General features: G+C 61.5%; 24 protein-coding genes. 10 read left to right on the top strand and 14 right to left on the bottom strand.

Going from position 1 to position 24,616, the window contains the following annotated elements:
- Positions 1 to 96 precede the first annotated feature (96 nt).
- From WA237_RS01795 to WA237_RS01770, 6 genes are all read right to left on the bottom strand, one after another.
- Positions 97 to 429, bottom strand: coding sequence for a cupin domain-containing protein (locus WA237_RS01795; protein ID WP_336096447.1), 333 nt, complete (start codon positions 427 to 429; stop codon positions 97 to 99).
- A 14-nt stretch (positions 430 to 443) separates the two neighbouring features.
- A complete protein-coding gene (locus WA237_RS01790; RefSeq protein ID WP_336096446.1) occupies positions 444 to 1,265 on the bottom strand; it encodes an ABC transporter permease in 822 nt (273 codons plus the stop codon).
- Positions 1,265 to 2,149, bottom strand: coding sequence for an ABC transporter permease (locus tag WA237_RS01785; protein ID WP_336096445.1), 885 nt, complete (start codon positions 2,147 to 2,149; stop codon positions 1,265 to 1,267). Before WA237_RS01785 ends, WA237_RS01790 begins: the two co-directional genes overlap by 1 nt.
- 3 nt (positions 2,150 to 2,152) lie before the next feature.
- Entirely contained in the window at positions 2,153 to 3,244 is a 1,092-nt protein-coding gene (locus WA237_RS01780; protein ID WP_336096444.1) for an ABC transporter ATP-binding protein, read from the bottom strand.
- Between the two features lie 72 nt (positions 3,245 to 3,316).
- Positions 3,317 to 4,372, bottom strand: a complete 1,056-nt coding sequence (locus tag WA237_RS01775; protein WP_336096443.1) for an ABC transporter substrate-binding protein — start codon at positions 4,370 to 4,372, stop codon at positions 3,317 to 3,319.
- 108 nt (positions 4,373 to 4,480) lie between these two features.
- A complete protein-coding gene (locus WA237_RS01770; protein ID WP_442970233.1) occupies positions 4,481 to 5,821 on the bottom strand; it encodes an NAD(P)/FAD-dependent oxidoreductase in 1,341 nt (446 codons plus the stop codon).
- 173 nt (positions 5,822 to 5,994) lie between these two features.
- Here WA237_RS01770 and WA237_RS01765 point away from each other — a divergent pair, with 173 nt between their 5' ends.
- The gene (locus tag WA237_RS01765) at positions 5,995 to 6,909 is read left to right on the top strand and encodes a LysR family transcriptional regulator (RefSeq protein ID WP_083780892.1); all 915 of its coding nucleotides are present in this window, start codon (positions 5,995 to 5,997) and stop codon (positions 6,907 to 6,909) included.
- A 2-nt stretch (positions 6,910 to 6,911) separates the two neighbouring features.
- On the opposite strand, the gene WA237_RS01760 is transcribed toward WA237_RS01765, so the two are convergent.
- Positions 6,912 to 7,511, bottom strand: a complete 600-nt coding sequence (locus tag WA237_RS01760; RefSeq protein ID WP_336096441.1) for a TetR/AcrR family transcriptional regulator — start codon at positions 7,509 to 7,511, stop codon at positions 6,912 to 6,914.
- 228 nt (positions 7,512 to 7,739) lie between these two features.
- Here WA237_RS01760 and WA237_RS01755 point away from each other — a divergent pair, with 228 nt between their 5' ends.
- Positions 7,740 to 8,294, top strand: a complete 555-nt coding sequence (locus WA237_RS01755) for a carboxymuconolactone decarboxylase family protein (RefSeq protein WP_009812779.1) — start codon at positions 7,740 to 7,742, stop codon at positions 8,292 to 8,294.
- 37 nt (positions 8,295 to 8,331) lie between these two features.
- On the opposite strand, the gene WA237_RS01750 is transcribed toward WA237_RS01755, so the two are convergent.
- The 3 genes from WA237_RS01750 to WA237_RS01740 all read right to left on the bottom strand — a co-directional run bounded on the left by WA237_RS01750 (position 8,332) and on the right by WA237_RS01740 (position 11,275).
- Complete coding sequence (locus WA237_RS01750; protein WP_336096440.1) at positions 8,332 to 8,709, bottom strand: Hpt domain-containing protein; 378 nt, start codon at positions 8,707 to 8,709, stop codon at positions 8,332 to 8,334.
- 34 nt (positions 8,710 to 8,743) lie between these two features.
- Positions 8,744 to 9,715, bottom strand: coding sequence for a response regulator transcription factor (locus WA237_RS01745; protein WP_336096439.1), 972 nt, complete (start codon positions 9,713 to 9,715; stop codon positions 8,744 to 8,746).
- A gap of 141 nt (positions 9,716 to 9,856) precedes the next feature.
- Positions 9,857 to 11,275: a sensor histidine kinase gene (locus WA237_RS01740; protein ID WP_336096438.1), complete on the bottom strand. Its 1,419-nt coding sequence runs from the start codon at positions 11,273 to 11,275 to the stop codon at positions 9,857 to 9,859.
- 364 nt (positions 11,276 to 11,639) lie between these two features.
- On the opposite strand from WA237_RS01740, the gene WA237_RS01735 reads away from it, so the two are divergent.
- Complete coding sequence (locus WA237_RS01735) at positions 11,640 to 12,245, top strand: acyl-homoserine-lactone synthase (protein WP_009812775.1); 606 nt, start codon at positions 11,640 to 11,642, stop codon at positions 12,243 to 12,245.
- On the opposite strand, the gene WA237_RS01730 is transcribed toward WA237_RS01735, so the two are convergent.
- Entirely contained in the window at positions 12,246 to 13,262 is a 1,017-nt protein-coding gene (locus tag WA237_RS01730; protein ID WP_336096437.1) for a response regulator, read from the bottom strand.
- A gap of 404 nt (positions 13,263 to 13,666) precedes the next feature.
- Here WA237_RS01730 and WA237_RS01725 point away from each other — a divergent pair, with 404 nt between their 5' ends.
- Positions 13,667 to 14,647: a response regulator gene (locus WA237_RS01725; protein ID WP_336096436.1), complete on the top strand. Its 981-nt coding sequence runs from the start codon at positions 13,667 to 13,669 to the stop codon at positions 14,645 to 14,647.
- A 74-nt stretch (positions 14,648 to 14,721) separates the two neighbouring features.
- On the opposite strand, the gene WA237_RS01720 is transcribed toward WA237_RS01725, so the two are convergent.
- The 3 genes from WA237_RS01720 to WA237_RS01710 all read right to left on the bottom strand — a co-directional run bounded on the left by WA237_RS01720 (position 14,722) and on the right by WA237_RS01710 (position 17,013).
- Positions 14,722 to 16,017 (bottom strand): DEAD/DEAH box helicase, encoded by a 1,296-nt coding sequence (locus tag WA237_RS01720; protein WP_336096435.1) that lies wholly within the window; start codon positions 16,015 to 16,017, stop codon positions 14,722 to 14,724.
- A gap of 312 nt (positions 16,018 to 16,329) precedes the next feature.
- Positions 16,330 to 16,563 carry a hypothetical protein gene (locus WA237_RS01715; RefSeq protein WP_336096434.1) on the bottom strand — a complete coding sequence of 78 codons (234 nt, stop codon included), beginning with the start codon at positions 16,561 to 16,563 and terminating at the stop codon, positions 16,330 to 16,332.
- 204 nt (positions 16,564 to 16,767) lie between these two features.
- Positions 16,768 to 17,013, bottom strand: a complete 246-nt coding sequence (locus tag WA237_RS01710) for a hypothetical protein (protein WP_336096433.1) — start codon at positions 17,011 to 17,013, stop codon at positions 16,768 to 16,770.
- Here WA237_RS01710 and WA237_RS01705 point away from each other — a divergent pair.
- The 6 genes from WA237_RS01705 (at position 17,012) to WA237_RS01680 (ending at position 24,605) form a co-directional block, all read left to right on the top strand.
- Positions 17,012 to 17,488 carry an aldehyde dehydrogenase family protein gene (locus WA237_RS01705; RefSeq protein ID WP_336096432.1) on the top strand — a complete coding sequence of 159 codons (477 nt, stop codon included), beginning with the start codon at positions 17,012 to 17,014 and terminating at the stop codon, positions 17,486 to 17,488. The two genes, WA237_RS01710 and WA237_RS01705, sit on opposite strands and share 2 nt — an antisense overlap.
- Before the next feature lie 280 nt (positions 17,489 to 17,768).
- Positions 17,769 to 18,083, top strand: a complete 315-nt coding sequence (locus WA237_RS01700; protein WP_009812759.1) for an H-NS histone family protein — start codon at positions 17,769 to 17,771, stop codon at positions 18,081 to 18,083.
- Positions 18,084 to 18,434: 351 nt separating this feature from the next.
- The gene (gene gcvA, locus WA237_RS01695) at positions 18,435 to 19,331 is read left to right on the top strand and encodes a transcriptional regulator GcvA (RefSeq protein ID WP_336096431.1); all 897 of its coding nucleotides are present in this window, start codon (positions 18,435 to 18,437) and stop codon (positions 19,329 to 19,331) included.
- A 101-nt stretch (positions 19,332 to 19,432) separates the two neighbouring features.
- The gene (locus WA237_RS01690) at positions 19,433 to 20,986 is read left to right on the top strand and encodes a trimethylamine methyltransferase family protein (RefSeq protein WP_336096430.1); all 1,554 of its coding nucleotides are present in this window, start codon (positions 19,433 to 19,435) and stop codon (positions 20,984 to 20,986) included.
- Positions 20,987 to 21,007: 21 nt separating this feature from the next.
- On the top strand, positions 21,008 to 23,419 hold the full coding sequence (locus WA237_RS01685) for an FAD-dependent oxidoreductase (protein WP_336096429.1): 2,412 nt from the start codon (positions 21,008 to 21,010) through the stop codon (positions 23,417 to 23,419).
- Between the two features lie 154 nt (positions 23,420 to 23,573).
- Entirely contained in the window at positions 23,574 to 24,605 is a 1,032-nt protein-coding gene (locus tag WA237_RS01680) for a GlxA family transcriptional regulator (RefSeq protein WP_336096428.1), read from the top strand.
- Positions 24,606 to 24,616: the final 11 nt, after the last annotated feature.

Genomic DNA, 24,616 nt, shown 5'->3' with positions numbered 1-24,616 from the left:
TGGGTAACATAGGGCGCGTTTAGGGCCTCTCTATTTTTTGCACAAATGGCCCAATGAGTGCCTATATGTGTTCCATTGAGCACATTTTCGGCACATTTAGCCGACCGGAGAGGCGCTGATCACGAAAAGCTTGCGCATATGGCTGTGCAGCACCCATTCGCCCTGCCAGCCTTGTGGCAGCACCAGAAGATCGCCGGGGCCGATGTCACGGCTGCCGCTGCCATCGGCATTGGTGAGCGTCGCCGTGCCTGAGATGATATGGCAATATTCGCCCGCCGCCGTGCGGTCGGCGGTGAAATGGCCCGGGGTGCATTCCCAGACGCCGATCTTGGTTCTGTCATCGGCCGAGGTCCAAAGCACGGCAGAGGCCTCTTTCTGGCCCGGAGTAAGGGTCGTGGGCTTGTCGGCAAAGGTTTCAAGGCTGATCATTCTGGTCTCCGAAATCAGGGTTTGCGCTGCTGGCCGAAAATCTGCGCCAGAGCCATCATCAGGGTCGTCACCACGATCATCAGGGTCGAGATCGAGGCAATTGTCGGGTCGATCTGATCGCGCAGCGCGTTGAACATGTTGCGGGTCAGGGTCGGGTTGTCGCCGCCAGAGACGAACATGGCAATCACCACCTCGTCGAAGGAGGTGAGAAAGGCCAAGAGGGCGCTCGTCACCACGGCAAAGCGGATCTGCGGTAGGGTGACGGTCAGGAAGGCCTTCCAGCGCGGCGCGCCGAGCGACCGCGCGGCACTTTCGAGATTGGTGTCAAACCCCTTGAGGGCCGAGCCGGTGACAATCACCACCAGCGGAATGGCCAGCAGGCTGTGGGCGAGGACCAGACCGAGCATGGTGTAGAGGATCTGCAGTTTCACATAGGCATAAAAGGCACCAATGGCGATGAGCACCACGGGCACCATCATCGGCGTGATCAAGAGCACGAAAGAGGCCCGGATAAAGGGAACCTTGGAGGCGTGCAGCCCATAGGCCGCGAGCACGCCGATGGGCGTGGCCACCAGCATGGTGAAGAAGGCCGCCTTGAACGAAGTGCGCGTCGCCTGCATCCATTCCTCGGAGGCAAAGTAATGCTCGTACCAGCGCAGCGACCATGTCTCGGGGGGGAACTCGAGATATTGCGAATCCGAGAAGGACATCGGGATCACGATGAGCGTCGGCAACACTAGAAGGATCATTGTGACGATGGCAAAGATATAGAGCCAGAGCCGCTGACCATGGGTGATCTGGGTTTCCGAGGCGGGGGATCTGAGCCAGGATATCATCAGTGGTCTCCTCCTGTCATGCGGTCGAGATTGAGAAAGCGCGACGCGACCCAGAGCACCGCGACCGTGAGCACCATGAGCACAACGCCAAGCGCGCTCGCCGCGCCCCAGTTCACGAAGAGCTCGATATTGGAGACGATCTTCATCGAGACCAGGATCACCTTGCCGCCGCCGAGGACGGCGGGTGTCACGAAGAAGCCAAGGCAGAGGATGAAGACCATCAGCGCCCCGGCAAAGAGCCCCGGTGTCGACAGTGGAAGAAACACGGTCCAGAAGGCGCGGCGCGGGCTGGCGCCGAGGTTCGATGCGGCCTTGAGGTAGTCGCGGTCAATCGCCGTCATCGCGCCATAGGTCGGCAGGATGAGAAAGGGCAGCATGATATGCACCATGCCGATCAGCGTGCCGTTGAGATTATGGACAAGCTTCAAAGGTTCGTCCCAGAGGCCGAGCGAGATGGCCCAATTGTTCACCAGCCCGTTTTTCTGCAGCAAGACGAGCCAGGCATAGGTCCGCACCAGAAGCGAGGTCCAGAAGGGCAGGAGCACCGTGATCATGCACAGATTGGCGAGCCGCCGTGGCAGCTGTGACATGAAATAGGCCAGCGGATAGCCAATGAGGACGCACAGCCCGGTGGTCAGAAGGCTCACCTGAAAGGTGGTCCAGAAGATCCGCGCATAGGATTTGCGCTTGATCATCCGCTCGTAATTCTCGAGCGAAAACGACCCGTCCGCGCCGATGAAGGAGACATAGAAAAGCCAGCCCACCGGGATCACGAGGATCACCAGCACAAGCAAAAGCGCGGGCGAGGCCAGCCCGAAGAGGCGCAGCCGTTCGAGCCGCTCGTCGCGGCGCAGCCCGGCGGCATTCATATCCGTCACGGCCATGGCTCAGCCCTCCGTATCGGCAATGAGAACGGTGTCGGCGGCGTCGAGCCCGAGCTGTGCGGTAGCCCCGGGTTTCGGCAATTCGGCAAAGGTCTCGCTGCGGATCGCGCCGCGCACGGCGATCTCGGTGCCATCACGCAGCCTCGCATAGAGCAGATAGCTTTCGCCCTGATAGACCAGATCGGTGACCGTCGCCTCGAAGGCGTTGACGCCCTCGGGGGCCGGGCCGGTCAAGAGCCGTACGCGTTCGGGGCGCAGCATCAGGAGATGTTTCTCGGCGTCAGGCACGGGGCGGGTGACGGTAAGATCGGTGCCGCCGGCGACGATGCTGCTGCCCTCGCGATGCACCGGCAAGAAGGTGCTGTCGCCGATGAAATCGGCCACGAATTTGTTTTCCGGATGCTCATAGAGCGATTGGGGATCGGCGAGCTGCATGATGCGGCCATGATTGACCACCGCGATCCGGTCCGACATGGTCAGCGCCTCGCGCTGGTCATGGGTCACGTAAACCGTTGTCATACCAAGCTTTTCATGGAGGTGACGCAGTTCGATCTGCATCCGGTCGCGCAGTTTCTTGTCGAGCGCCGACTGCGGTTCATCCATCAGAAGGATGCGCGGTTCGAACACGATGGAGCGTGCAAGCGCGACGCGCTGCCGTTGCCCGCCCGAGAGCTGATCGATGCGACGTTCGCCATAGCCGCCAAGCTGCACGGTCTCGAGCGCGCTCTCGACCCGTTCGGCGATCTCGGCCTTCGGGGTGCGGCGGAGCTTGAGCGGATAGGCGACGTTGCCCGCCACGGTCATATGCGGGAAAAGCGCGTAGTTTTGAAACACCATGCCGACATCGCGCAGATGCGGCGGGGTGCGGATCATCTCGCGGTCGCCGAATTTGAGACTGCCCTGATCGGGGCGGGTAAAGCCCGCGAGCACCATCAGAAGCGTCGTCTTGCCGGACCCGGAAGGGCCCAGAAGTGTCAGAAACTCACTACTTTTTACATCGAGAGACACATCGTCCAGCGCATGGACACGGCCATAGGTCTTGGTCACGTTGCGCACCGTGATCGGCAGCGCCTCCTGGGTCACTTGGCTACTCATCCTGTCCCTTCCTGTCAGTCGCAGCGGGCGGCGCTGGGGCCGCCCGCCTGTCCGTGCTGCCATGGCCGTGGCTCACTCGGTCAGCATTTCCTGATACATCTCAGCGGCCACCTGTTCCCACTCGGCATACCAGTCGAGCGAGATCGGAAGCTGTTTGGCCGCGTTCTCGGGCGAGGAGGGCAGGGAGGCAGCCACCTCGGCGCTGATCTCGCCTGTCTCATAGGCGGCCTTGTTGGTCGGGCCGTAGGTGATGTATTTCGGCAGGTCGTCTTGGTATTCCGCCTTGGAAATCTCGGCGAGAAACTCCATCGCGGTGTCCTTGTTGGGCGCGCCTTTCGGGATCGCAAAGCAATCATAGTCCAAAAGCGCCTGATTGAACGTATAAGACACCTTGCCGCCATCCTTGGCCGCGTTGTCAAACCGCCCGTTCCAGCCGGTGGTCATGTCGACTTCGCCGTCTTTCATGAGCTGCGCGTGCTGCGCGCCAGAGGACCAGAATACCGCGATATGGGGTTTCAGCTCGCGGATCTTGTCGAGCGCGCGTTCGATCCCATCTTCCGAGCTCAGCACCTCATAGACGTCCTCGGGCGCGACCCCATCGGCCATCAACGCCGGTTCGAGCGCGCCAGAAACCGTGCCGCGATAGGCGCGGGTGCCGGGGAATTTCTCGGTGTCAAAGAAATCGGCCCAGTTCTGCGGGCCGGCATCGCCATAGGTGTCGGTGTTCCAGGCGGCCACGACCGAGAACACATCGCCGCCGATGCAATAGTCGGAATAGAGACCGGGGTAGAAGGTCGAGACGTCGATCACATCGTAATCGAGCGGCTCAAGAAGCCCTTCGGCCGCCGCGCGCGAGGCCGAGCCAGAGCCGCTGGCGACGATGTCGAGCGTCACCTGACCTGACGAGACCTGCAGTCGCACATCGGACATGCCGCCATAGGTTTCCTGTTTGACCTCGATGCCGGTGTTCTCTGCGGCCGGTTCAAAGAGCGCCTTGCTCTGCGCCTCCTGATAGGATCCGCCCCAGGACGCGATGGTCACGGTCTTGTCCTGCGCCAGTGCCGCGCCGGTCAGGGCGGTGCTGGCCATCAGGCCCAGCGCCAAAGTGGTTTTGATATGTTTCGTCATTCTGAGCACTCCCTTGCTTTTCGGTTTGCCCCGGCCCTTTGGGCCTTGGGGGTCTCGCCTTGCTATGGATTGTCCCGGCGCGGTGGCGATGATCCGCGCCGGTTGTCTCTAGGATTGGCCGAGCGTGCGCTGGGCGCGGCCATATTCCATCCGGTCCCGCCAACGGTACCAGGCCACCATCGGCGGCAGGAACCAGGGCTTGCCCGCATAGAGCGGGCGGGTCGGGAAGGGCAGGTTGTCGAACGCGGTCTCTCCCTCCGCGAGGCCGAGCACCTTTTGCCCCATGCGCATGCCGAGATAGCTGGCCATGGACACGCCCGAGCCGCAGTAGCCCATGGCATAATGCACCCCGTCATGGGTGCCGGTATGAGCCAGCTCGTCGAACGTATAGGCCACCATGCCGACCCAGCTATGGGTCAGGCGATAGGCCGAAAGTTCAGGGAAAATGCGGCACATGTCGCGGTAGAGCTTGGGGCCGCTGACCGCCGGGTCGGTCTCGCTCGCCGAGACGCGCCCACCAAAGAGGACGCGGGTCCGGTCCGGCAAGGGGCGGTAGTAATAGACCACCTTGCAGGTGTCGCTGGCGATGCGGTTTTGCGGAAAAAGCCGGTCCATCAGCTCGGCGGGCAGCGGTTCGGTGGCGATCACATAGCTGCCGATGGGGATGACCCGACGCTGCATCCAGGGGCTTGCCGCGCCGGTATAGCCATTGGTTGCCACGATCACATCGCGGGCGTGGATCTTGCCCTTTTCGGTCTGCACTTCAAAGCCGCCCGCCACCCGGGTGATCCCGGTGGCGGCGCAATGCGGCACGAGACTTGCCCCCGCTGCCAGCGCCGCGCGGAGCAGCCCGCGATGATATTTGCCGGGATGGATCGAGGCGTGATTGGGAAAGAGGACCCCGCCGAAATAGGCGTCACTGCCGAGATAGGCGTGCTGCTCGGCGGCAGGGATGGCGCGGGCCTCGATCCCTTCTTCGCGTCCGAGCTGTTCGGCTTCGCGAGCGATTTGATCATAGGCTTGTGGGGTGTGGGCGGCGTGGAAGCGGCCGGGGCGGTCGAAATCGCAGTCGATGCCGATGCTGCCGATGCGGTCCTCGATCCATTGCAGCGCGGTTTCACCTTCGCGGCGGATGGCGCGGCCACGCTCTGGGCCGAACCGGGCGCTGAGCTTGGCGAGCGAGGGTTTGATGCTGGTGCTGATCTGTCCGCCATTGCGGGTGCTACAGCCATAGCCCGCGTCTTGGGCGTCGATCACGATGGTTTTACGTCCCGCTTGCGCCGTCTCAATCGCCGCGTTGAGCCCGGTGTAGCCCGCGCCGATAATCACCACATCGGCCTGTGTATCAGGCCGTTCGGCCATGTCTGGCAGGGCCGTTTCGCCATCAATCCAATAGGGGCGGTCGGTCCAGGATTGAGCCCACACGGATCCGTTACACGAGATTTTCATTGTCGTCGCCAACCGGGCTCTCCTAGTATCTTGTTAAATTTTGAAATAGTGGCAGCAGTTACGTTTGGGTCGCAGCCGGTGCGACTCAGTGTTAGAAATGAACCATTGATTAGGCAATTGAATATAGAAAATACCTCCATTCGATTTATTAATACTGTTTGCTAGGAAGCCTTATGCGATTGAAGATACGCCACCTCGAAGTGTTCAACGCCCTGTTCGAAGCCGGGTCCGTGTCCCGAGCGGCGCTGCGCCTCAACCTCTCTCAACCCGCCGTTAGCGTGGCCTTAGGCAAGCTCGAAGAAGAGTTTGGAATGAAACTGTTTCACCGGGATCGGGGCTTCTTTGCGCCAACACGCGAAGCGGTCTTGCTGCGCGAAGAGGTCCGTCACGGGCTGGCGGCGCTGACCCGGATCGATCAACGGGCGGATGAAATCCGGGCCGGGTCGGCGGGGGCGATTTCGGTGGCCACCAACGGGGCGATGTCGGTCAATATGTTGCCGCGCGTCATTGCCGAGTTTCAGAAGGAAAACCCCGGTATCCGGACCAACCTTCATGTGCGGTCGTCGCGGAGGGTGGCGTCGATGGTGGCGAGCCGTCAGGTCGACATCGGGCTGATCGACGCGCCGATGCCGGTGGCGGGGCTCGAGGGTGAGCAGATGCGGATGGAATGCGTCTGTGTGATGACCAAGGACGATCCGCTGACCAGCCATGAGGTGATCACGCCGCAGCTTTTGAGCGGGCGGCGGGTGATCGGGGTGACCGGGGACCATAGTGTCGACCGGCAATTCGAGGACCAGATGGTGCGGGCCGATGCGGTCTATGAACGCAGCTGTACCAGTTATTTTTATGCGCTTGCGCGCAATATGGTGGCGGCCGGGGGGGATGTGTCGATCATCGATCCGGTGAATGGCAAGGCGGATCTCAAGGATGGGGTGGTCTGGCGCAAATTTCATCCGCCGATCTATCACGATATGGTGGTGATCACCCATCGCGGGCAGCCCTTGGGTATCGCGGCCAAGCTGTTTCTCGACAAGCTGCACGAGGGGCTCAAACCCTTTGCCGTCAAGGATGACGGGGCCGAGCAATAGGCTCAGGCGGGTTGGGCGAGGGCCTCGATGTCGCGGGCCATGTCTTCGGCCAGATCGGCGAGGGCCTGGGGGTCGGTGCCGCTCTCGGCTTCGATGCGAAGCGCGGTGAGATTGGCCTGATAGCGGCGGGCGAGGCGGGCGGTGTCGGCCTCGCGCGGGAGCGCGCCCAAGTCCCGGGCGCGGTCAAAGGCTGCAGCAAAAACACCTGACATTTCAGTCATGTAGCCTTGGGCCGCCTGGGCGAGGGCGCTGTCGTCGGCGGTGGCGCTGAGGATGGTTTTGACCAGCATGCAGGCTTGGCTCGGGGCGGTGGGGCGGCGGCTCTGGGCGGTGGCGCGGAGATGGTCGGCCAGGGCCTTCAGGGGCGCGTCAGCCTCGGAAAACAAGGTCTGGAGCGCGGCGCGGTTGCGGGTGAAATAGCGTTCCAGCGCGGCGAGATAGAGCGCCTCCTTGCTGGTGAAAGCGGCGTAGATACTGCCCGGTTTCATGGCGAGCGCGGCCTCGAGATCCTTGAGCGAGGTGGCGTGATAGCCCTTCTTCCAGAACAGATCGAGCGCCGTGTCGAGCGCCGCGTCGCGGTTGTAAGAGGGGGAACGTGCCATAATTTTCGCCGGTCGGTAACATGTCGGTATTGCGTCGGTAACCCGACGGTGCCGGTTTTCCGGCTTTGGGGACGCACCATAGCCAGCCTGACGGGGTTTGTCTTGGCCGATTTGCGGCTTTCAGCTCACATTTGAGTGATCACTCAAAAATAGACTTGAGTGATCACTCAAAAATAGGCACATGACGGGGGAGACAATCACCCAAGGCACAGATGAGGAGCCTCTGACATGACTGAATTTACCCTGCACGACGAAACCACCGCCCCCGACGCCTCCAAGCCGCTTCTGGCGAAATCCAAAGCCGCCTTTGGCCGGGTTCCCGGTCTGCATGCGGTAATGGCCGAAGCGCCGGGCCTCTTGGAAGGCTACCAGAAGTTGCATGAGCTCTTCGTCAACTCGAGCTTTGACAAGGACGAGATGACCGTCGTCTGGCAGGCGATCAACGTCGAGAACGAATGCCACTATTGCGTGCCCGGCCATACCGCCATCGCGAATATGATGGGCGTCGATGCCGAGATCACCGAAGCGCTGCGCAATGAGACGCCGCTGCCCAACGCCCGTCTTGAGGCGCTGCGCGATTTCACCCTGGCGCTGGTGCGCGAGCGTGGCTTCCTCGACGATGCGACCGTGCAGACATTCCTCGATGCGGGGTTCACCAAGCAGCAGGTTCTCGAAGTGATCCTCGGCTATAGCCAGAAGATCATGTCGAACTACACCAACCACCTGGCGAAAACGCCGGTGGACAAGGTGAACGAAAAATACAACTGGCAGAAAGCCGGGTAATACTGCGCCCAGCGCGCGGATCAGCGGGGCAGGCCGGTCAGGCCTGCCCCGTTTCCGTGTGCGCTCCGGTATTGGTCCCGGTCTCGGTCTCTGCGGCGCGGGCCATTTCCTGCAACATGGCGGTGACCGGCGCGGTGAGCGCGGCAATGCCGCCGGGGCGATCATGGGCCTCGGTCACCGCATCTTCGAGCGTGGCAGCAAGGCGGCCCAGTTCGGGAAAGTCCAATGTGGCGGCGGTGCCGGCGATGCGATGCGCGATGCGCCCGATATCGGGCAGGATCGGCGAGGGCTTGTCCGGGGCAGTTTGAACCTGCGCCCAGATGTCCCGGATCATCGCGGATTGTTCCGGCAATTGTTCGAGGAAGCGGGATCGCACCTTTTGCAACCCCGCGGAAAACGCGTCTTGTGCCTGCATCAGCAACCTGTCCTCCGGGTCTTTTTCGGAGAGGTTAACCGAAGCCGAACAATTGTAATAGCGAGGATTTCTGCGGCTCTTTGCGCTGCGGCTGCCGTTCGACCATTTCGGCGGCGGCGAGCGCCTGCACGAGGGTTTGCGACACGCCTTTGGGCGATTTGAGCTTGAGCGAGAAATCATCCCCCACCACGGCGCGGAGCGACATCGGTGCGCCGTTGCTGTAATGGAGATCCATTTCGGTGATCGTCTCGTTCAGGCGGTGATTGAAATCATCGCCGTCGAAAGAGTTGCAGTTCAGCAGAACGCAGATGAATTCGCCGCCGCCCGCATGGGCCGCAAAGAAGGATTGCGGCTTGAGCGTGTCAGAGATGGCTTCGGCCATATCGGCGACCACGGATTCGTATTCATAGGGGGTCGAATGAGCCAGGACGCGCTTCATCTCGGGGATGATGACGCCAAAGGTCCGCATGCCGATGAGCGAGATCCGCGACACCTGCAGCAGATAGTTTTCCATCGCCAGATAATCGATGAACCCATCGACATCATGCAGTTTCACGCGGCGCGCCAGATCGACGGGGCGATCGGTGGCGATCTCTTCGTGATGTTCGGGGATGCCCCCGGCGCGGCGGGTTTCGGCCAGCGACGACACGAGGCGCAGCCGCGCGTGGACTTCGCCGATCTCGAAGGGTTTGGTGATATAGTCGCTTGCGCCAGCCGCGAAGGCCGCGTCGATATATTTGCGCTGCGACATGGCGGTGATCATCAGAACCGGCGTTGCCTCATAGGCTTTGTAGCCGCGGATCTTTTGCACCAGCTCGATGCCGTCCATTTCGGGCATCTGGATGTCGAGCAGGAAACAGTCGAAGGCCGTGTTCGTCGTGTTGATGGCGCGCAGCGCATCGGCGCCGGACTCGGCGGTCACGACGTTGGTAAAGCCTGCAGCCCGAAGCACCTCGACAAGGAGCGTCAGGATGATTGGGTCATCATCTACCGCGAGAATTCTCATAGTTTTTTTGCCTTTTATCGGAGAGTTCCACGTCATCCAAAGAACACCAGTTACTACACTAATGATTCCCATAGGAGTTCGGCGAAACTGTGGCCGAACCGTAGTCATTCAAAGACAGGGGAGTTTTAGGAGAGTTGGGTGTCAGGCGCTCAAGCGGAGGTTGCGTCCGCGTGCCAGGGGCATCTCGGCCGATTTGCCCACATTTGCCAGGGGCAGTTCGATGAAGAAGGTCGTGCCCGGGCCCTCATTTTTGACATAATCGATGCGGCCGTCATGGGCTTCCATGATGCGCTTGGAGATGTTCATGCCGAGGCCGGTGCCGCCGACCTTGCGCTTGTCCGAGGAATCGAGCTGGCTGAATTCGTCGAAGACCTTTTGCTTGACGTTCTCGGGCAGGCCGACGCCGCGGTCGATCACGCTCACCCGGAGCATCTGGCCCACGACATCGCTGCGGATCGAGACGGTGCTGCCGGTTTCTGAGAATTTGGCCGCGTTCGACAGGATGTTCGACAGCACCTGGTCGAGGCGGCTCGCGTCGCAGGTGATGAAGAGGTTGGCCGGCGTCGGTTCGAGTTCGAAGGTGACGTCGAAGCGCTGGGCAAAGGGTTCGTTGGTGGCGATGGATTGTTCGAGGAACTCGGCTGCGTTCAGCTCTTCCATGAAGTAGTCCATGCGCCCGGCCTCCATTTTCTGGAGGTCGAGAAGATCGTTGATCAGCGCGTTGAGCCGGGTCGAATTGCGCTGTGCGATGGTCAGGATCGGCTCCATCTTGGGGGGGATTTCGCCGAGCGCGCGGGCCGCGATCAGATCGAGCGAGCCCTTGATCGAGGTCAGCGGAGTGCGCAGTTCATGGCTCACCGTGGCGAGGAATTCGGATTTCGCGGCGGAGGCCTCTTTTGTCTTTTCGTGCTCTGTCTGCAAATCGGCCATCTGTTGCAGGGTACGCCGGTAAAGGCCGGAGGAGACGCGGCTACAGTCGATGATGAAGAACATCACGAAGAGGCTGGTGAAGAGCTGCATCCAGAGATCCGAGGTCACCGGGGCATTGGTCGCCCAGATGTCGTAGATCGGGATGAAGAGGAAGGTCGCGCCATAGATGGCCAGTCGAAAGATCAGGATCGGAATCAACTGGTGGTTGTTCATCGAGGCAAAGAGTGCTGCGGCGAAGAGCATGAACATCGACAGGAAGTGGGTGGTGTGCCCCTGGAGAATCGCGACCGTTAAAGCATAGATGCAAATATTGGCCGCGCTGATGGCGGTGCCGAGGTAAATCAGCTTGATATATTTGCGGGCGGATTTGATATCGCGGGCGTTCATCCGCAGCACTTTGCGGAAGCAGGCGAAGTCGTAGATCTCGGAGATGATCATCAACGCGAGGTTCAAAAGAGCCAGTTGCCAGCTGTAATAATAGGCCTCGAGCCCCAGGGCGGCGGCATAGATCATCTGGCGCTGCCAGAACAGCGAGGTGCCAACGCGGGCGTAGTCTTTCATCTGAGAGGTCAGGAGAAAGATCGACCGTGTGTCTCGCCGTTTCGACCAGTTGAAGGACGCAAAATCCATTAAACGCTACCGCTTTTAAACGCACAGATGGGCCAATTATTGAGGCCAACTCCGCGTTGGTGATTATCTAATAGGCATTTGTACCAACTCAATATATCCTGTTTACCGCATTTGTGAGGCAAAACTGTGGCGTTTAGATTCAACCTGTGATTTTATCGAATCGTAATCACCAAGGCGAAAAACTATGGGCTTGTTTTCACGGCATACACGGATGCGACCGGCACCTTCCCGGTTCCCCGAACTTGTGCCTCAGGAGGATCTGACACCGTTCCGGTTTCGTGCAGAGCCGCCGAAAACCCCGAAGGCAGAGCCCGAGTTTATCCTGCCGACGCATGAATTGAGTTCGGAGATTCAAGGCACTACCTTGTCTTTTGCGAACCTTCACCAGCATGGCAACCTGTTCGTCAACTATCTCAAGGTGCGGCGCGAAGTCTTTATAGACATGAAAGGCTGGGAATTGCCGCAGTCCGAGGGGATGGAATTCGACCAATATGACACGCCGTTGAGCCGCTGGGTGGTGATCCATGAATACGGTCGTATTCTTGCCGGAATGCGGCTTACGCCAACCACGGCGCAATGCGGGCAATACACCTATATGTTGCGCGACGCGCAGCGCGGGCTGTTGGAGAATATTCCGGCGGATGTGCTGTTTGTCGAGGCACCTTGCCGGGATGACATCTGGGAGGCAACGCGGCTCTTTGTGGCGCCCTCGGTGGATGGCAAACGGCGGCTTTTGGTGCAGAAGATCCTGCTCGAATATATGGCGGCCTCGGCCCGTGCGCTGGGCGCAGAGGCGGTGATCGGCATTGTTCCGGCGGTTTTCAGCCGATGGATGAAGCGCATCGGAATGACGGCGACGCCGCTCGGGCCCGAGATGAATATCGCGGGCGACCGGACGCAGGCGGCGCTGATGAATGTGGTGCAGCCCTACAAGGACCGGCAACAGCCCGCTCTGCGCCACAGCGCCTGATCACCCCAGAAGCAAAGGCCGGGGCCGTTCGCCCAGAAGCTTGGCCTTGCGGAAGATGTTTTCCTCGATCGCCTCGACGCGCGGCAGCTCGGTGTCGGCGAGCACGCTGACGGACTGCATCTCTTGTTCGAGCAGGTCGAGCGCGGCCTGGGTCGACAGGATGCGGCGCGACGACAGAGCCGAGACCTTGAGCGTGACCTTGCGGCCGCCGAGATCGGGGATCAGGTCGCTCACCGCTTCGATGTTTTCGGCAAGTTTAAGTTGCAGCAGCGGCAGGACGATCGGGGTCCGGCCCAGCACGCAGATCGCAAACCGGCCATGGCCCAGATAGGAGATGAGCAGGTTCTTCTCATTCACCGAATGGGTGATGACTGTGCTCATGGCATGCAGGAGCTGTTGCATCTCGCTGCGGTCAGAATAGCGCCCGAGGGTGCCGAAATCCTGCACCTGAATGCGGAAGAGGCTCAGCGCGTAGAGGCCGCTCTGCATTCGTAGGATGCGGTTTTCGAGCTGAAAGAAATCGACCATGCCGGAGACTTCGGAGAAGGTGAACCGCTCGGACGGGTCGAACTGGTCGTGCGCGGAAGGGCGATTCACCATCTCGCGGATGGTTTCGCGGCTCATCCGTTCCTTTTTCAAGGAGTCAACCAGCATCATTGCCATATTCATGCGCCCGATGAGTTCCGGCACGTTGAGTGGCTTTTGCATGAAATCGGTAGCGCCGGCCGCGAAGGCATTATTCATATATCGGGCCGGGTCGCCCGAGGTGATCATGATGATCGGCACGTTGCGATAGTCGTCGCGGCGGCGCATCTCGGCGCAGAGCTCGATCCCGTCCATGCCTTGCATCTGAATGTCGAGCAGTAGGCATTCATAGGGAAGCCGCGCCTGATCCGCCAGTTGCAAAGCGGCATGGGCCGAGGTGGCGGTTTCCACATCGGTCAGGCCTTGATGCCCCAAATGCGCGAGCAGCAACTCGGTAAAAATCGGATCGTCGTCGACCAACAAGATACGCATGTTGTGCCTCCCAAGGCATGGTTTCACTTACTCATCTTAGAGATGTATAAAAAGCGAGTTTGGCTTTTTGCTGGCATCGTGAAAAAAATCCGAAAAAATGCGTCAAAATCTATCCCATTGGATTAAAAGGATAAATTTATCAATGGGGCAGGATCGCGACGCGAATTGGTCAGAAGAAGATCGGCAACCGGGGGGTGTTGGCCGCTTGGCCGCCAAAAGCGACCGTTCTTTGGCGGGAGGGGCGGGAAATGTCACGACTGGCGAAAATACGCCTGCTCAGAGTTCGGAAAGTTACGCTCCTTAATTTCGACAAAGTTTATGCTTAACAATCTATGGGAGAAGGGCGCACCACCTCTGGCGGTGATGATCCTTGAGAGAAACGAGCTGTGTACGAAGGTGGCATCATGAAAATCCTGGCAGTCGACGATGATCCAATAGCACTTGATATTCTGGGCGAATGCCTGGCGCAGGCGGGGCATGAGCATGTGACGCTGGAGACCTCTGCCAAACGTGCCTTTGACATGCTGCGCGAGACGTCGATCGCCTATGATTGCGTGCTGCTCGACATTGATATGCCTGAGCGTGACGGGATCGAGCTCTGTGCCGATATTCGCCGTCTCGACCGCTATCGCAACGCGCCGATCCTGATGATCACCAAACATATGGAGCAAGCGGTCGTCGAACGCGCCTTTGCCGCCGGCGCCACCGATTATGTGACCAAGCCCTTTGCCTTTGTCGAAGTGGTGACCCGGATCCGTGTCGCCCATGCGCTGGTGCAGGAACGTCGTGCCGCGCTCGACAGCTATCTCGCGCTGCAAAACAGTGTCGGTCAGCCCGCCGTGGGCCGTGCCAGCGTGCGCAAGTCCAAGGACATGCCGCCGGTGATGGTCGATGAAGAGCAACATGTGAGCGGCGACAATCTCTTGGCGCTGCCGGTTTTCCGCAATTACCTCGAACAGGCGGCGCGCGAGGACAAGGCCAAGATCCATCTGACCGCCATCAAGGCACAGTATATCTCGCGGGTGTTCGAGCTCACCAGCTCGGATGAGTTCCTCGAGTTCCTCAAGATGTTCGCTAGGGCGATCAGCGAGGAATTTGCGCCCGAACAGGTGTTCATGACCCATATGGGCAATGGCGTGTTCCTGTGCTCGTCGCATCATGCGCCGACGCGGAACCTGACCAAGATGGAAGATGCGCTGCTTTTGACGCTGCGGAAACTGGTGGAGACATCGGGCTTTGTGCAGGATGTGCCGGTCGATCTGGTGATGGGGTCGGCGCTCAAGATCAACCCGACGCCGAAGCTCAACTTTTGCCGCGCGTCCAAGGCGGCGATTGCCCGGATGGACAGTCGCGATCTCGAACAAAACGCGGTCAGCGCCGCCTGATCCTATTGATTTGACGAAAGAAAAGACCCGGTCGCGAGGGCGGCCGGGTCTTTCTTTTGTAGCCGAGCTGTTGCTTAGCTGGCAGCGGCGCTGCGGCGGCGAGGGCGTCGGCCCTTGGACTGGCCGCCGGGCTTGGCATGGGCGGGTTTGCCGCCACGGTTGGCGGCAGGAGGGCCGCCACGACCGCCACGACGGCGATTGCCACCGGGTTTCGCGCCCCGCGCCTCATCGGCCGCGCCTTGCGGCAGGGTGCCGCTGGCGACGGGGATGTCGATTTTCATCAGGCGCTGAATTTGGCGCAGGAGATCGGCCTCTTCCGAGGAGCAAAAGGCAATCGCCTCGCCTTCGCGGCCGGCACGGGCGGTGCGGCCGATGCGGTGCACGTAATTGTCGGGCACGTCGGGCAGGTCGTAGTTGATGACATAGGCGACGCCGGGGATGTCGATGCCGCGGGCCGCAACATCGGTCGCCACCAGCACGTTGATCTCGCCCGCGCGGAAGGCCTTGATGGCGCGGTCGCGCTGGCCCTGGCTCTTGTTGCCATGGATCGAGGCGGCGTTATAGCCGTCGGCCACGAGACCTTTCATCAGCTTTTCCGCGCCATGTTTGGTGCGCGAAAAGACCAGTGTCAGCGCGCCCATGTCGCGCGACAGAATCTCGCGCAGTTTCGACGGTTTGGCGGGTTTTTCGAGAAAATGCACCGATTGGGTGATCTTGTCGGCGGCCTTGCCCGGGGGCGAAACCTGCGCCTTGCGCGGGTTTTCGAGATAGGCACGGCTCAGCTCTTCCATCTGTTTAGGCATGGTGGCCGAGAACAGCATTGTCTGACGCGGGGTGCCGAGGCGCGGCGCGATCTTGCGCAGGGCGTGGATGAAGCCGAGGTCGAGCATCTGGTCGGCCTCGTCGAGCACCAGGTGGCGCACCGAGCCGAGATCGACGGCGCGACGGTCCATCAGGTCGATGAGACGGCCCGGGGTGGCGACGAGAATGTCGGTGCCACGGGCGAGGAAGGTGATCTGACGGTTGATCGACTGGCCGCCCACGACAGTGGCGACGCGCAGCTTGGTGCCGTCGGTGAGGTTGCGCAGGCTGTCGGCGATCTGGTTGACCAGTTCGCGGGTCGGCGCGAGGATCAGCGCCTTGGCGGTTTTCGGCGCCGGTTTGCCGGGCTCTGCGAGCAGGTGGTTGATCAGCGGCAAGCCAAAGGCCAGCGTCTTGCCGGTGCCGGTCTGGGCGAGGCCGAGAATGTCGTGACCTTCGAGCGCAAGCGGGATCGCTTGGTTCTGGATCGGAGTGGGTTCAGAGAAACCGGCGCGCGTCAGCGCCTCATTAAGGGCCGGTGCGAGACCGAGCATGTCAAAATCGAACAAGTTTATTCCTTTATAGCGCCCACCACGACGCCAACGGCCCGCAGGAGCAAGTTTCGCGCCACGCTTCATGCGCCACGCGACAGGGTGAACCGTGACCTCGAATGCGCAGGCTTATCCCGCGGCACCCGGCCATGGCCAAGAGAACCCTGCGTGAATGGGAACTGGAGAAGATGTGCTGATGCGCCCGATCTCGGGGCGCGGCATACTCACGCGGCAGCGCAGCACAGGCCCCATGTGGGGGATTGGCGGCAATAAGTCAAGCCTTCTGCGTGACAACCCGTGAGCGGCGGTGAGGCCGCTCACGGTGTGGGATCAGTTGCCGGCGATCCCGGCGAGGTCGAACTGTGGCGTGCCGAGCGCGTCGGAGGTCAGCAGATACATGCCCGAATTGGCCATCACCCAGATCAGGTGGCGGTCCCATTCGACAAAGACGCTCTCGACCGGGGTGATGTAGGAGCGCGGGTCGTCGAGGTCATCGGTCATCGGCGAAGTGAAATAGGCCACGATCTCGGCGTTTTTCGGGGCCGAGATGTCAAAGACCTGCACACCCGCGTTGTTGAACGGGTAGATCGCCAGATTGTCATCGGCGTGACCTGGCGCGAAGAAGGGCGAGGGGCGTTTCGGCCCGAACTTGCCCCGGCGCTGGCAGAAGTCGGTATAGGGGGCCTCTGCGGGCGGTGTCGGACGCGGCAGGACCCAGATGATCTCAGGCGCCTCGGGCGTTTTGACGTCGATGACAAAGATGTCCTTTTAGGGCTCGTAGCAATCCTCATTCATCGGATAGCCATTGGCGAGCACGATGCCGCGCGATTGCACACGGGTCACGTCGATATTGTCGCCCTCGACGCCGCCGACATTGACCGGCAGATCGACACTGCCGACCGCCTTGGGATTGGCCGGGTCCTGCAGGTCGAGCACGTGAAAGCCGAGATCGCCCATGACCGTATAGCCATAGCGCCCGCCCTCATCGAGCGGCACCGGCGTCGAGATCGGCATGGGGCCGCTTGCCAATGATCGCCGGGTGCCGGTTCTCTCGGCGCTGGTCGAGGATGAGGTGACCAAGGGGGCCGAGTTGCGCTTTGGCGGGGCGGCGATGTGGGAGCGGGGCTATTTCTTTGCGCCGACCGTGCTGGCCAATGTGCCCGACAGCGCCCGGATCATGCAGGAAGAGCCCCTTGGTCCGATCGCCATTCTCAACCCGGTGAGGGAGCTCGACGAGGCCATCGCCCGCGCCAATGCGCTGCCCTATGGTCTGGCGGGCTACGGGTTTACCAACCGGGCCGATTACATGGCGCGGCTGGTGGATGAGGTCGAGGTTGGCAACCTGTCGATCAACACGCTTGAGGCGTCGCTGCCCGAAACGCGCTTTGGCGGCGTCAAGGCCAGCGGCTATGGCCGCGAAGGCGGCACCGAGGGGCTCGAGAGTTATCTCACCATCAAAAATGTTTGGCATAGCGCCGAGATACGTTAACCCCATCTTATGAATTTGCAGGCGCGGGCTGTCCCATGGGGCGGCCCGTTTTTGTTTTCGGGCTGTTTTTCTTTGGGAAAGCCGGTGTCAAAAAGGAGAGAGTGAGCGCAATGGGACCGTGCGACCCAGGGGTTTATTCAGTGTGGAATAATGTGAAGGCGAGGCATTAATTCCCGATTCCCGTAGACGTAAAAATAATTTATTTCACGAATCCTCCTTGCTTATTTAATTCTACTGTTAGATTTAGTGCGTACACGCACATTCAAGCAGGAATAGAAAAATGCCGAACTATGCCAAGATGTCCGTCGCCGAGCTGCAGGAAATGCGCAAGGAGATCGACGAACAAATCGCCCGTAAGAAAGTCGAAGAACGCGAAGAGGTTCTGGCCGAAATGAAAGCCATGGCAGCCAAACGTGGTTTCGAGTTTTCGGAGTTGGTTTCGGGCAAGTCCAAAGCGAAAGCCAAAGACAAGCTGCCGCCGAAATACCGCAACCCTAAAGATGCCTCGCAAACCTGGAGCGGCCGGGGGCGTAAGCCCAACTGGATTCAGGACGCGGTGAAAAAAGGTGCGAAGATCGAAGATTTCGCGATCTGAGATTTATTGTCCTCCAGCCGAGAGACCTGAGAAGATAGAGAGCGGCCCCTCGCAATCGCTGCGGGGGGCTGTTTCTTTTTGCCATAGTTCGGGATTGGGATGGGTGGCCCTGTTAAAAGGACTTTTGAAAAAGGAGATGCTTTCGGGGCTGTTGATCAATCAAAAGATGAGGGGCGCGCCCTTTAACTCGCTATCCGTGTTTTGGCGAAATGGGTTTTTATTGGGACACTTTGGCGCGCGATAAAAAATTACGCCTATAGGGTGAGTTCTCGCTTGGCCCGTGAACCCATTGGCAGATAGGCTCGCTCGTATTGCCGATGCCGAGGGGGAGCCTCTTTGCGGAAATACGCTTTGCCTGCCTTGTCGCAGCTCCACAGTTTCGAGGCGGTGGCGCGCCGGATGAGCTTTACCGCCGCGGCGGACGAGCTCTGCCTCACGCAAAGCGCGGTCAGCCGGCAGATCCGCGCGCTTGAAGAGGATCTGGGGCGGGCGCTCTTTCTGCGCAAACATCGCGCGATTGAGCTCACCCAAGAGGGGCGCGATCTTTTCGAGGCGGTGACCCGGGGGCTCGACGAGATTGCGCTCGCGGTCAATGGGCTGCGACGCGCCAGCGATACGCCGCAGATCACCGTCGCCACCTCGGTGGCCTTTTCCTATTATTGGCTGATGCCCCGGTTGGAGCGTTTCGCGGACCGCTATCCCGAGATCGATCTGCGCATTCTCGCCACCGATCAGCTCGTTGATCTGGCCAAGGATGATGCCGATGTGGCGGTGCTCTTTGGCGCTGGCAACTGGCCGGGGGTCGAGGCGCGGCGGCTATTTGGCGAGCGGGTCTATCCGGTGTGCAGCGCGGGCTATCTGCAGAACCATCCCGAGCTGCGCCGCCCGAGTGATCTGCTCGATCAGACGCTTTTGCATCTCGATGGCGGCGGCACGATCTGGGGCGCGGTCGATTGGCATGTCTGGCTGGTGCAGCAAGGCGTGACCGGCCAGCCGGTGCGGCGGGGCATTCGGCTCAACAGCTATCCGATGGTCCTGCAAGGGGCCGAGGCGGGGCGCGGCGTGGCGCTCGGCTGGAGCTATATCACCGATGCGATGCTCGCCTCGGGGCAATTGGTCTGTCTCTTCAATACGCCGCTTGTCACAAGCTGTAGCTATTACATCGGGGCATCCATCGCCCGGGCCGCCGACCCGGCGGTCGCGGCATTTTTGCAATGGATGGTTGAGGAATGCGACGGGATGGAATGAGTTTCGGATGATCCAGGGGAATGCGTTGCATTCAAAATGATCGTTTGAGAAAGGGGCAGATTCGGCGGCTACTGGGGCAGGAAAACGCCGCGAGGTCCCCCATGCAAGTCACTGCCCCCCGCAAACCGAACCGCCGAGGTCGCGGCAAGCCCGAGACCACACCGGCCCTGCCGCCGATCAGCCCCGGCATGGTCGGGGGCCGCTACCGGCCACTCACCGGGTCCGAGGTCGAGCGTATTCACACGCTGGTGCTCGATCTCTTGGCCGATCTCGGCCTGTCGCAGATCACCCCCAGCCTCGAGGCCCGCGCCGTTGCGGCGGGCTGCGAGGTGGATGGGGCGGGGCGTCTGCGCTTTCCCCGGGCGCTCGTCGAGGATGTGATCGCCCGCACCCGGCGCAAGTTCACGCTGCACGGGATCGACCCGGCGCATGATCTCGAGATCGGCGGTCAGCGCGTCCATGCCGGCACTGGCGGGGCGGCGCCGACGATTATGGATTTCGCCAGCGGCAAGTATCGCGAAAGCACCGTGGCCGATCTCTATGACATCGCGCGTCTGGTGGACCGGCTCGACAATATCCACTGGTATCACCGCTCGGTCGTGGCGCGCGACACAAAGACCATTCTCGATCTCGACATCAACACCACCTATGCCTGCCTCTCGGGCACGACGAAATCCATCGCGGTGAGCTATACCGACAGCGCCAGCGTGCGCGCGGTGATGCCGATGCTCGACGCAGTGGCCGGGGGCGAGGACAAGTTCCGCGAACGGCCCTTCTGTACCGCCGTTTGCTGTCACGTGGTGCCGCCGATGCGCTTTGCGACCGAGAGCTGTGACGCGCTCGAAGCGGCGGTCGAGGCCGGGATGCCGATCCTCCTGGTCGCCGCAGGGCAAGCCGGGGCCACCGCGCCCGCCGCACTGGCCGGGGCCGTGGCACAGGCCTGTGCCGAGGTGCTGGCGGGGCTCATCCTGTGCAACATCATCGACCCGAACTGCCGCGGTATCTTTGCCACCTGGCCGTTTGTGAGCGATCTGCGCACCGGTGCGATGTCCGGGGGCTCGGGCGAACAGGCGCTTTTGTCGGCGGCCTGTGCCCAGATGGCGGCGTTTTATGATCTGCCGAACTCGGTGCCCGCGGGCATGACCGACAGCAAGCTGCCGGATATGCAGTCGGGCGGCGAAAAGGGCTATACGATCTCGCTCGCCGCCCATGCCGGGGCGTCGATGATCCATGAAAGCGCGGGCATGCATGGCAGCCTCATGGGCACGAGTTTCGAGAGCTATGCGCTCGACAATGATCTGCTTGGCGCGATCCTGCGCACGGTCAAGGGGGTCGAGGTCAATGAGGACACGGTAAACTTTGAGGTGATCCGCGATGTGGTCTTGGGCGAGGGCCATTACCTTGGCCATCCCCAGACCTACACCCGCATGAAAACCGATTACCTCTACCCGCAGATCGCCGACCGCCGTAGCATCAGCGCTTGGGAAGAGGCCGGCGCCCGCGACGCCCGCGAGATCGCCCGCGATCAGGTCAGCGCCATTCTCGCCGACCATTACCCGAACCATATTCCCGAGGCGGTGGATCGGCAGCTGCGCGACGCGTTCAACATCATTCTGCCCAGAGACCGGATGCGGGCCGGCAATGGCATCTGGTAATCTCAAGAAAGGAATTTGCTCATGCAATCACATGCAAAGGTCGTGATCGTCGGGGGCGGCATGATGGGGGTCGGGCTTGCCTATCACCTCGCCGAAGAAGGCTGGAAAGATGTCCTGCTCATCGAGAAGGGCGAATTGACCAGCGGATCGACCTGGCATGCGGCGGGCCAATGCCCGAGCTTTATCAGCAATTACAACATGGCCAAGATCCACCATTATTCCAACACGCTATACCCGCGTCTGGAAGGGATTACCGGCCAGCCCGCGGGCTGGCATGGCTGTGGCGGTATCCGGCTGGCGACGACGCAGGAAGAGGTGGATTGGTTCCGCCATGTGGCCGGGTTTTCGGCAAATGTCGGCTTTCACATGGAGGTCATCGGGCCGGAGCGCATCAAGGAGCTTAACCCGTGGCTCGAGACCGACGGCATCCTCGCCGGGGCCTATACCAATATGGATGGCCATGTGGACCCTTCGAGCGCCTGCAACGCGATGGCGGCGGGCGCGCGGCAGATGGGGGCCACGATCATCCGCCGCACCCGCGTCACCGATATTCAGGTTCTGCCCTCGGGCGAGTTCGACGTGGTGACCGATCAGGGCACCATCCGGGCCGAGCATGTGGTCAACGCCGCCGGCTGCTATGCCCGCGAGGTGGGCAAACGGGTCGGTGTCGAAACGCCGATCACCAATATGGAACACCAATATCTGGTAACCGAACCGCTGGCGGAATTCGCCGGCAGCGACTTCGAGCTGCCGGTGATGCGCGACCCGGCCACCGCGGGCTATTACCGGCAGGAACAAAAGGCCGGGCTCGTGGGCATCTATGAACATCACGGCAGCCGCGAAGCCTGGGCCGGGCGCGGCGGCTTTCCCGAATGGGACAGCGAGAACGAGCTTTTCGAGGGCGATATCGACCGGATCGCGCCCTGGCTTGAAAAGGCGCTCGAACGGATGCCGATCTTTGCCAATGCCGGAATCAAGCGGATCATCAACGGCGCCATCCCGCACACGCCCGACGGCAACCCGCTGGTCGGTCCTGCACCGGGGCTGCGCAATTTCTGGCAATGCTGCGGCTCGGCCATCGGCATCGCGCAGGGCGCGGGGACCGGCAAATATCTCGCGCAATGGATGGTGCATGGCGATGCCGAGATCAACATGCATTGCGTCGATCCGCGCCGCTTCGGGGCCTATGCCACGCCGGATTATACCCGCGCCAAGAGCTTTGACGATTACGAGAACATGTTCGAAACCCCGCTGCCGGGCCGCGAGGTGCATGCCGGCCGCCCGAGCCGGGTGACGCCGCTCTACGCGCCGCTCAAGGCCAAGGGCGCGGTGTACACCGAGGTCTATGGCTGGGAGCGGCCCAAGTATTTCGCCCCCGACGGGTTCGAGGAAAAGCTGCAATACCGCCGCAACAACGTCTTTGACATCGTGGCCGAGGAATGCCGCGCCGTGCGCGAGCGGGTGGGCGTCATGGACCTGTCGAGCTTTGCCAAGTTCGACGTCTCCGGCCCCGGTGCCGAGGCGCTGCTCGACCGGCTCACCGCCAACCGGCTGCCGCGCAAGCAGGGCGGCATCACGCTTACCCATGTGTTGTCGGAAAATGGCCGGATCGAGGGCGAATGGACGATCACCCGTCTCGGCGACGACCGGTTCTATGTGCTCTCGGGCGCGGGCACCGAACGGATGGCGCGCGATCAGCTCAGCCTTGCCGCAGGCGCGGATGTCGAGATCAGCAATGTGACCGACCGCTTTGGCATGCTGGTGGTGGCCGGGCCCAAGTCCCGCGACGTGCTGGCGCCGCTGACCGACGCTGATCTGAGCAACGCGGGCTTCCGCTGGCTATCGGGTCAGGAGATCGAGATCGCGGGCATCCCGGTGCGCGCCTTGCGCGTGAACTATGTGGGCGAGCTTGGCTGGGAGCTGCACGCGCCCATGGCCGATCTGGCGCGTCTCTACGATGCGATCTGGGCCTCGGGCACAGAGCACGGCATCGCCGATTTCGGCGTGCAGGCGGTCAATTCGCTGCGCATGGAAAAGGCCTATCGCGGCTATGCGGCAGAGCTCACCAATGAGATCACGCTGATCGAGGCCGACTGTCAGAGGTTCTATGCATCTGACAAGGGCGATTTCATCGGCCGCGCGGCCACCGAGAAGGTTCGCCAAGAGGGCATCGTGACCAAGCTCGTCTATGGCGAGGTGGCTGCCACGGATTGCGATATCTATGGCGGCGAGGCGGTGATGCAGGGCGACCGGGTCGTCGGCGTCTGCACCTCGGGTGGCTATGGTCATGCCACTGGCAAGAGCCTCGCCTTTGCCTATGTCGCGCCGGAGATCACCGAGGGGCTCGAGGTGGTGGTGCTTGGCGAACGCCGCGCACTCACACTGCATGACGCGCCGGTCTGGGACCCCGACAACGCCCGGCAAAAGGCCTGAAACTCTGCCAAGTCCGGCGCGCGATCCTTCTCCGGACCGCGCGCCTCTTTCTGGTTCCAAATACCCATAAGGCCCGCCGCGCCAAACCGCGTGACAGCGAGGCGGCATGTCGCATAAGGTTAACTGTCCCCGAAAACTGAACCTGAGGCGACAGATGGACCCGCTCAACCGTGGCACGCTCAATCTTCTGGTGCTGCTCACCCCGCATTTCAACATGAGCGCCACCGCCGGGTTTCTCGACCCGTTCCGCGCCGCCAATTACCTTGAAGGCCGGGGCTTGGTGCGCTGGCAGATCGTCTCGGAAAAGGGCGGGGCCTGCCCTGCGAGCAATGGCATGGTTATCGACACAAGGCCGCTTTCTGAGCTGCGCGAGGCGCGGGCCGAGACTGCGCCCGACATGGTGATCGTGTCGAGCAGCTGGACGCCCGAGGCCAATCGCAGCCCGCAATTGCACAGCGCGCTCTGGCGCTGGGCGCGGCAAGGGGCGACCTTGGGCGGGCTCGACACCGGGGCCTTTATCCTCGCCGAGGCGGGGCTTCTAGACGGGCGGCGGGCGACGGTACATTACGAACATATCGACGCCTTTGGCGAGATGTATCCGGATTGCGAGCTGACCGAGGATCTCTTTGTCTATGATGGCAATCGGATCACCTGTTGCGGCGGCAGCGCGGCGGTGGATTTCGCGCTCAACATCCTGCGTGGCACCCATGGCGACGACATCGCCAATGCCGCCGCCCGCTATGTGTTTCATCAAAGCGTGCGCCCGGCGGGCAGTCAGCAGAATGTCGAGGCGCTCGAGCCGCTGGGCAACAGCGCGCCGGTCTCGGTGCGCCGCGCCATCACCGAAATGGAGCGCCATCTCGAACAACCGCTGAGCCTGCCCGAGATCAGCGACCGCGCCGGCCTGTCGCAGCGTCAGCTGGAACGGCTCTTTCGCACCTATGTGGGCAAGACCCCGGCGCTTTACTATCGCGACATTCGCCTCGACCGGGCGCGCGGGCTGGTGACCCAGACCGAGATGCCGCTGGCGCAGGTGGCGCTCGCCTCGGGCTTCTCGACACAGGTGCATTTCTCGCGCTCCTACAAGGAGAGGTTTGGCCTGCCACCGCGCCAGGACCGGGTCGAAGGCCGCGTGCCCTTTGAGTTTCGCGCCTGGCCGATGCACCGTCCGAGCCGCGAAAAATGAGTGTGCACGTC

The sequence above is a fragment of the Roseovarius sp. CH_XMU1461 genome, assembly GCF_037027165.1.
Classification (GTDB): Bacteria; Pseudomonadota; Alphaproteobacteria; order Rhodobacterales; family Rhodobacteraceae; genus Roseovarius; species Roseovarius nubinhibens.
The sequence above is the reverse complement of the archived record's forward strand: the minus strand, read 5'-3'. Positions and strand labels throughout refer to the sequence as shown.

What these genes read in the sequence shown, in the direction of transcription:
- WA237_RS01795 (WP_336096447.1), bottom strand. Translation starts at nt 429, where the DNA reads ATGATCAGCCTTGAAACCTTTGCCGACAAGCCCACGACCCTTACTCCG.
- WA237_RS01790 (WP_336096446.1), bottom strand. Translation starts at nt 1,265, where the DNA reads ATGATATCCTGGCTCAGATCCCCCGCCTCGGAAACCCAGATCACCCAT.
- WA237_RS01785 (WP_336096445.1), bottom strand. Translation starts at nt 2,149, where the DNA reads ATGGCCGTGACGGATATGAATGCCGCCGGGCTGCGCCGCGACGAGCGG.
- WA237_RS01780 (WP_336096444.1), bottom strand. Translation starts at nt 3,244, where the DNA reads ATGAGTAGCCAAGTGACCCAGGAGGCGCTGCCGATCACGGTGCGCAAC.
- WA237_RS01775 (WP_336096443.1), bottom strand. Translation starts at nt 4,372, where the DNA reads ATGACGAAACATATCAAAACCACTTTGGCGCTGGGCCTGATGGCCAGC.
- WA237_RS01770 (WP_442970233.1), bottom strand. Translation starts at nt 5,821, where the DNA reads ATGAAAATCTCGTGTAACGGATCCGTGTGGGCTCAATCCTGGACCGAC.
- WA237_RS01765 (WP_083780892.1), top strand. Translation starts at nt 5,995, where the DNA reads ATGCGATTGAAGATACGCCACCTCGAAGTGTTCAACGCCCTGTTCGAA.
- WA237_RS01760 (WP_336096441.1), bottom strand. Translation starts at nt 7,511, where the DNA reads ATGGCACGTTCCCCCTCTTACAACCGCGACGCGGCGCTCGACACGGCG.
- WA237_RS01755 (WP_009812779.1), top strand. Translation starts at nt 7,740, where the DNA reads ATGACTGAATTTACCCTGCACGACGAAACCACCGCCCCCGACGCCTCC.
- WA237_RS01750 (WP_336096440.1), bottom strand. Translation starts at nt 8,709, where the DNA reads ATGCAGGCACAAGACGCGTTTTCCGCGGGGTTGCAAAAGGTGCGATCC.
- WA237_RS01745 (WP_336096439.1), bottom strand. Translation starts at nt 9,715, where the DNA reads ATGAGAATTCTCGCGGTAGATGATGACCCAATCATCCTGACGCTCCTT.
- WA237_RS01740 (WP_336096438.1), bottom strand. Translation starts at nt 11,275, where the DNA reads ATGGATTTTGCGTCCTTCAACTGGTCGAAACGGCGAGACACACGGTCG.
- WA237_RS01730 (WP_336096437.1), bottom strand. Translation starts at nt 13,262, where the DNA reads ATGCGTATCTTGTTGGTCGACGACGATCCGATTTTTACCGAGTTGCTG.
- WA237_RS01725 (WP_336096436.1), top strand. Translation starts at nt 13,667, where the DNA reads ATGAAAATCCTGGCAGTCGACGATGATCCAATAGCACTTGATATTCTG.
- WA237_RS01705 (WP_336096432.1), top strand. Translation starts at nt 17,012, where the DNA reads ATGGGGCCGCTTGCCAATGATCGCCGGGTGCCGGTTCTCTCGGCGCTG.
- WA237_RS01710 (WP_336096433.1), bottom strand. Translation starts at nt 17,013, where the DNA reads ATGCCGATCTCGACGCCGGTGCCGCTCGATGAGGGCGGGCGCTATGGC.
- WA237_RS01700 (WP_009812759.1), top strand. Translation starts at nt 17,769, where the DNA reads ATGCCGAACTATGCCAAGATGTCCGTCGCCGAGCTGCAGGAAATGCGC.
- WA237_RS01690 (WP_336096430.1), top strand. Translation starts at nt 19,433, where the DNA reads ATGCAAGTCACTGCCCCCCGCAAACCGAACCGCCGAGGTCGCGGCAAG.
- WA237_RS01685 (WP_336096429.1), top strand. Translation starts at nt 21,008, where the DNA reads ATGCAATCACATGCAAAGGTCGTGATCGTCGGGGGCGGCATGATGGGG.
- WA237_RS01680 (WP_336096428.1), top strand. Translation starts at nt 23,574, where the DNA reads ATGGACCCGCTCAACCGTGGCACGCTCAATCTTCTGGTGCTGCTCACC.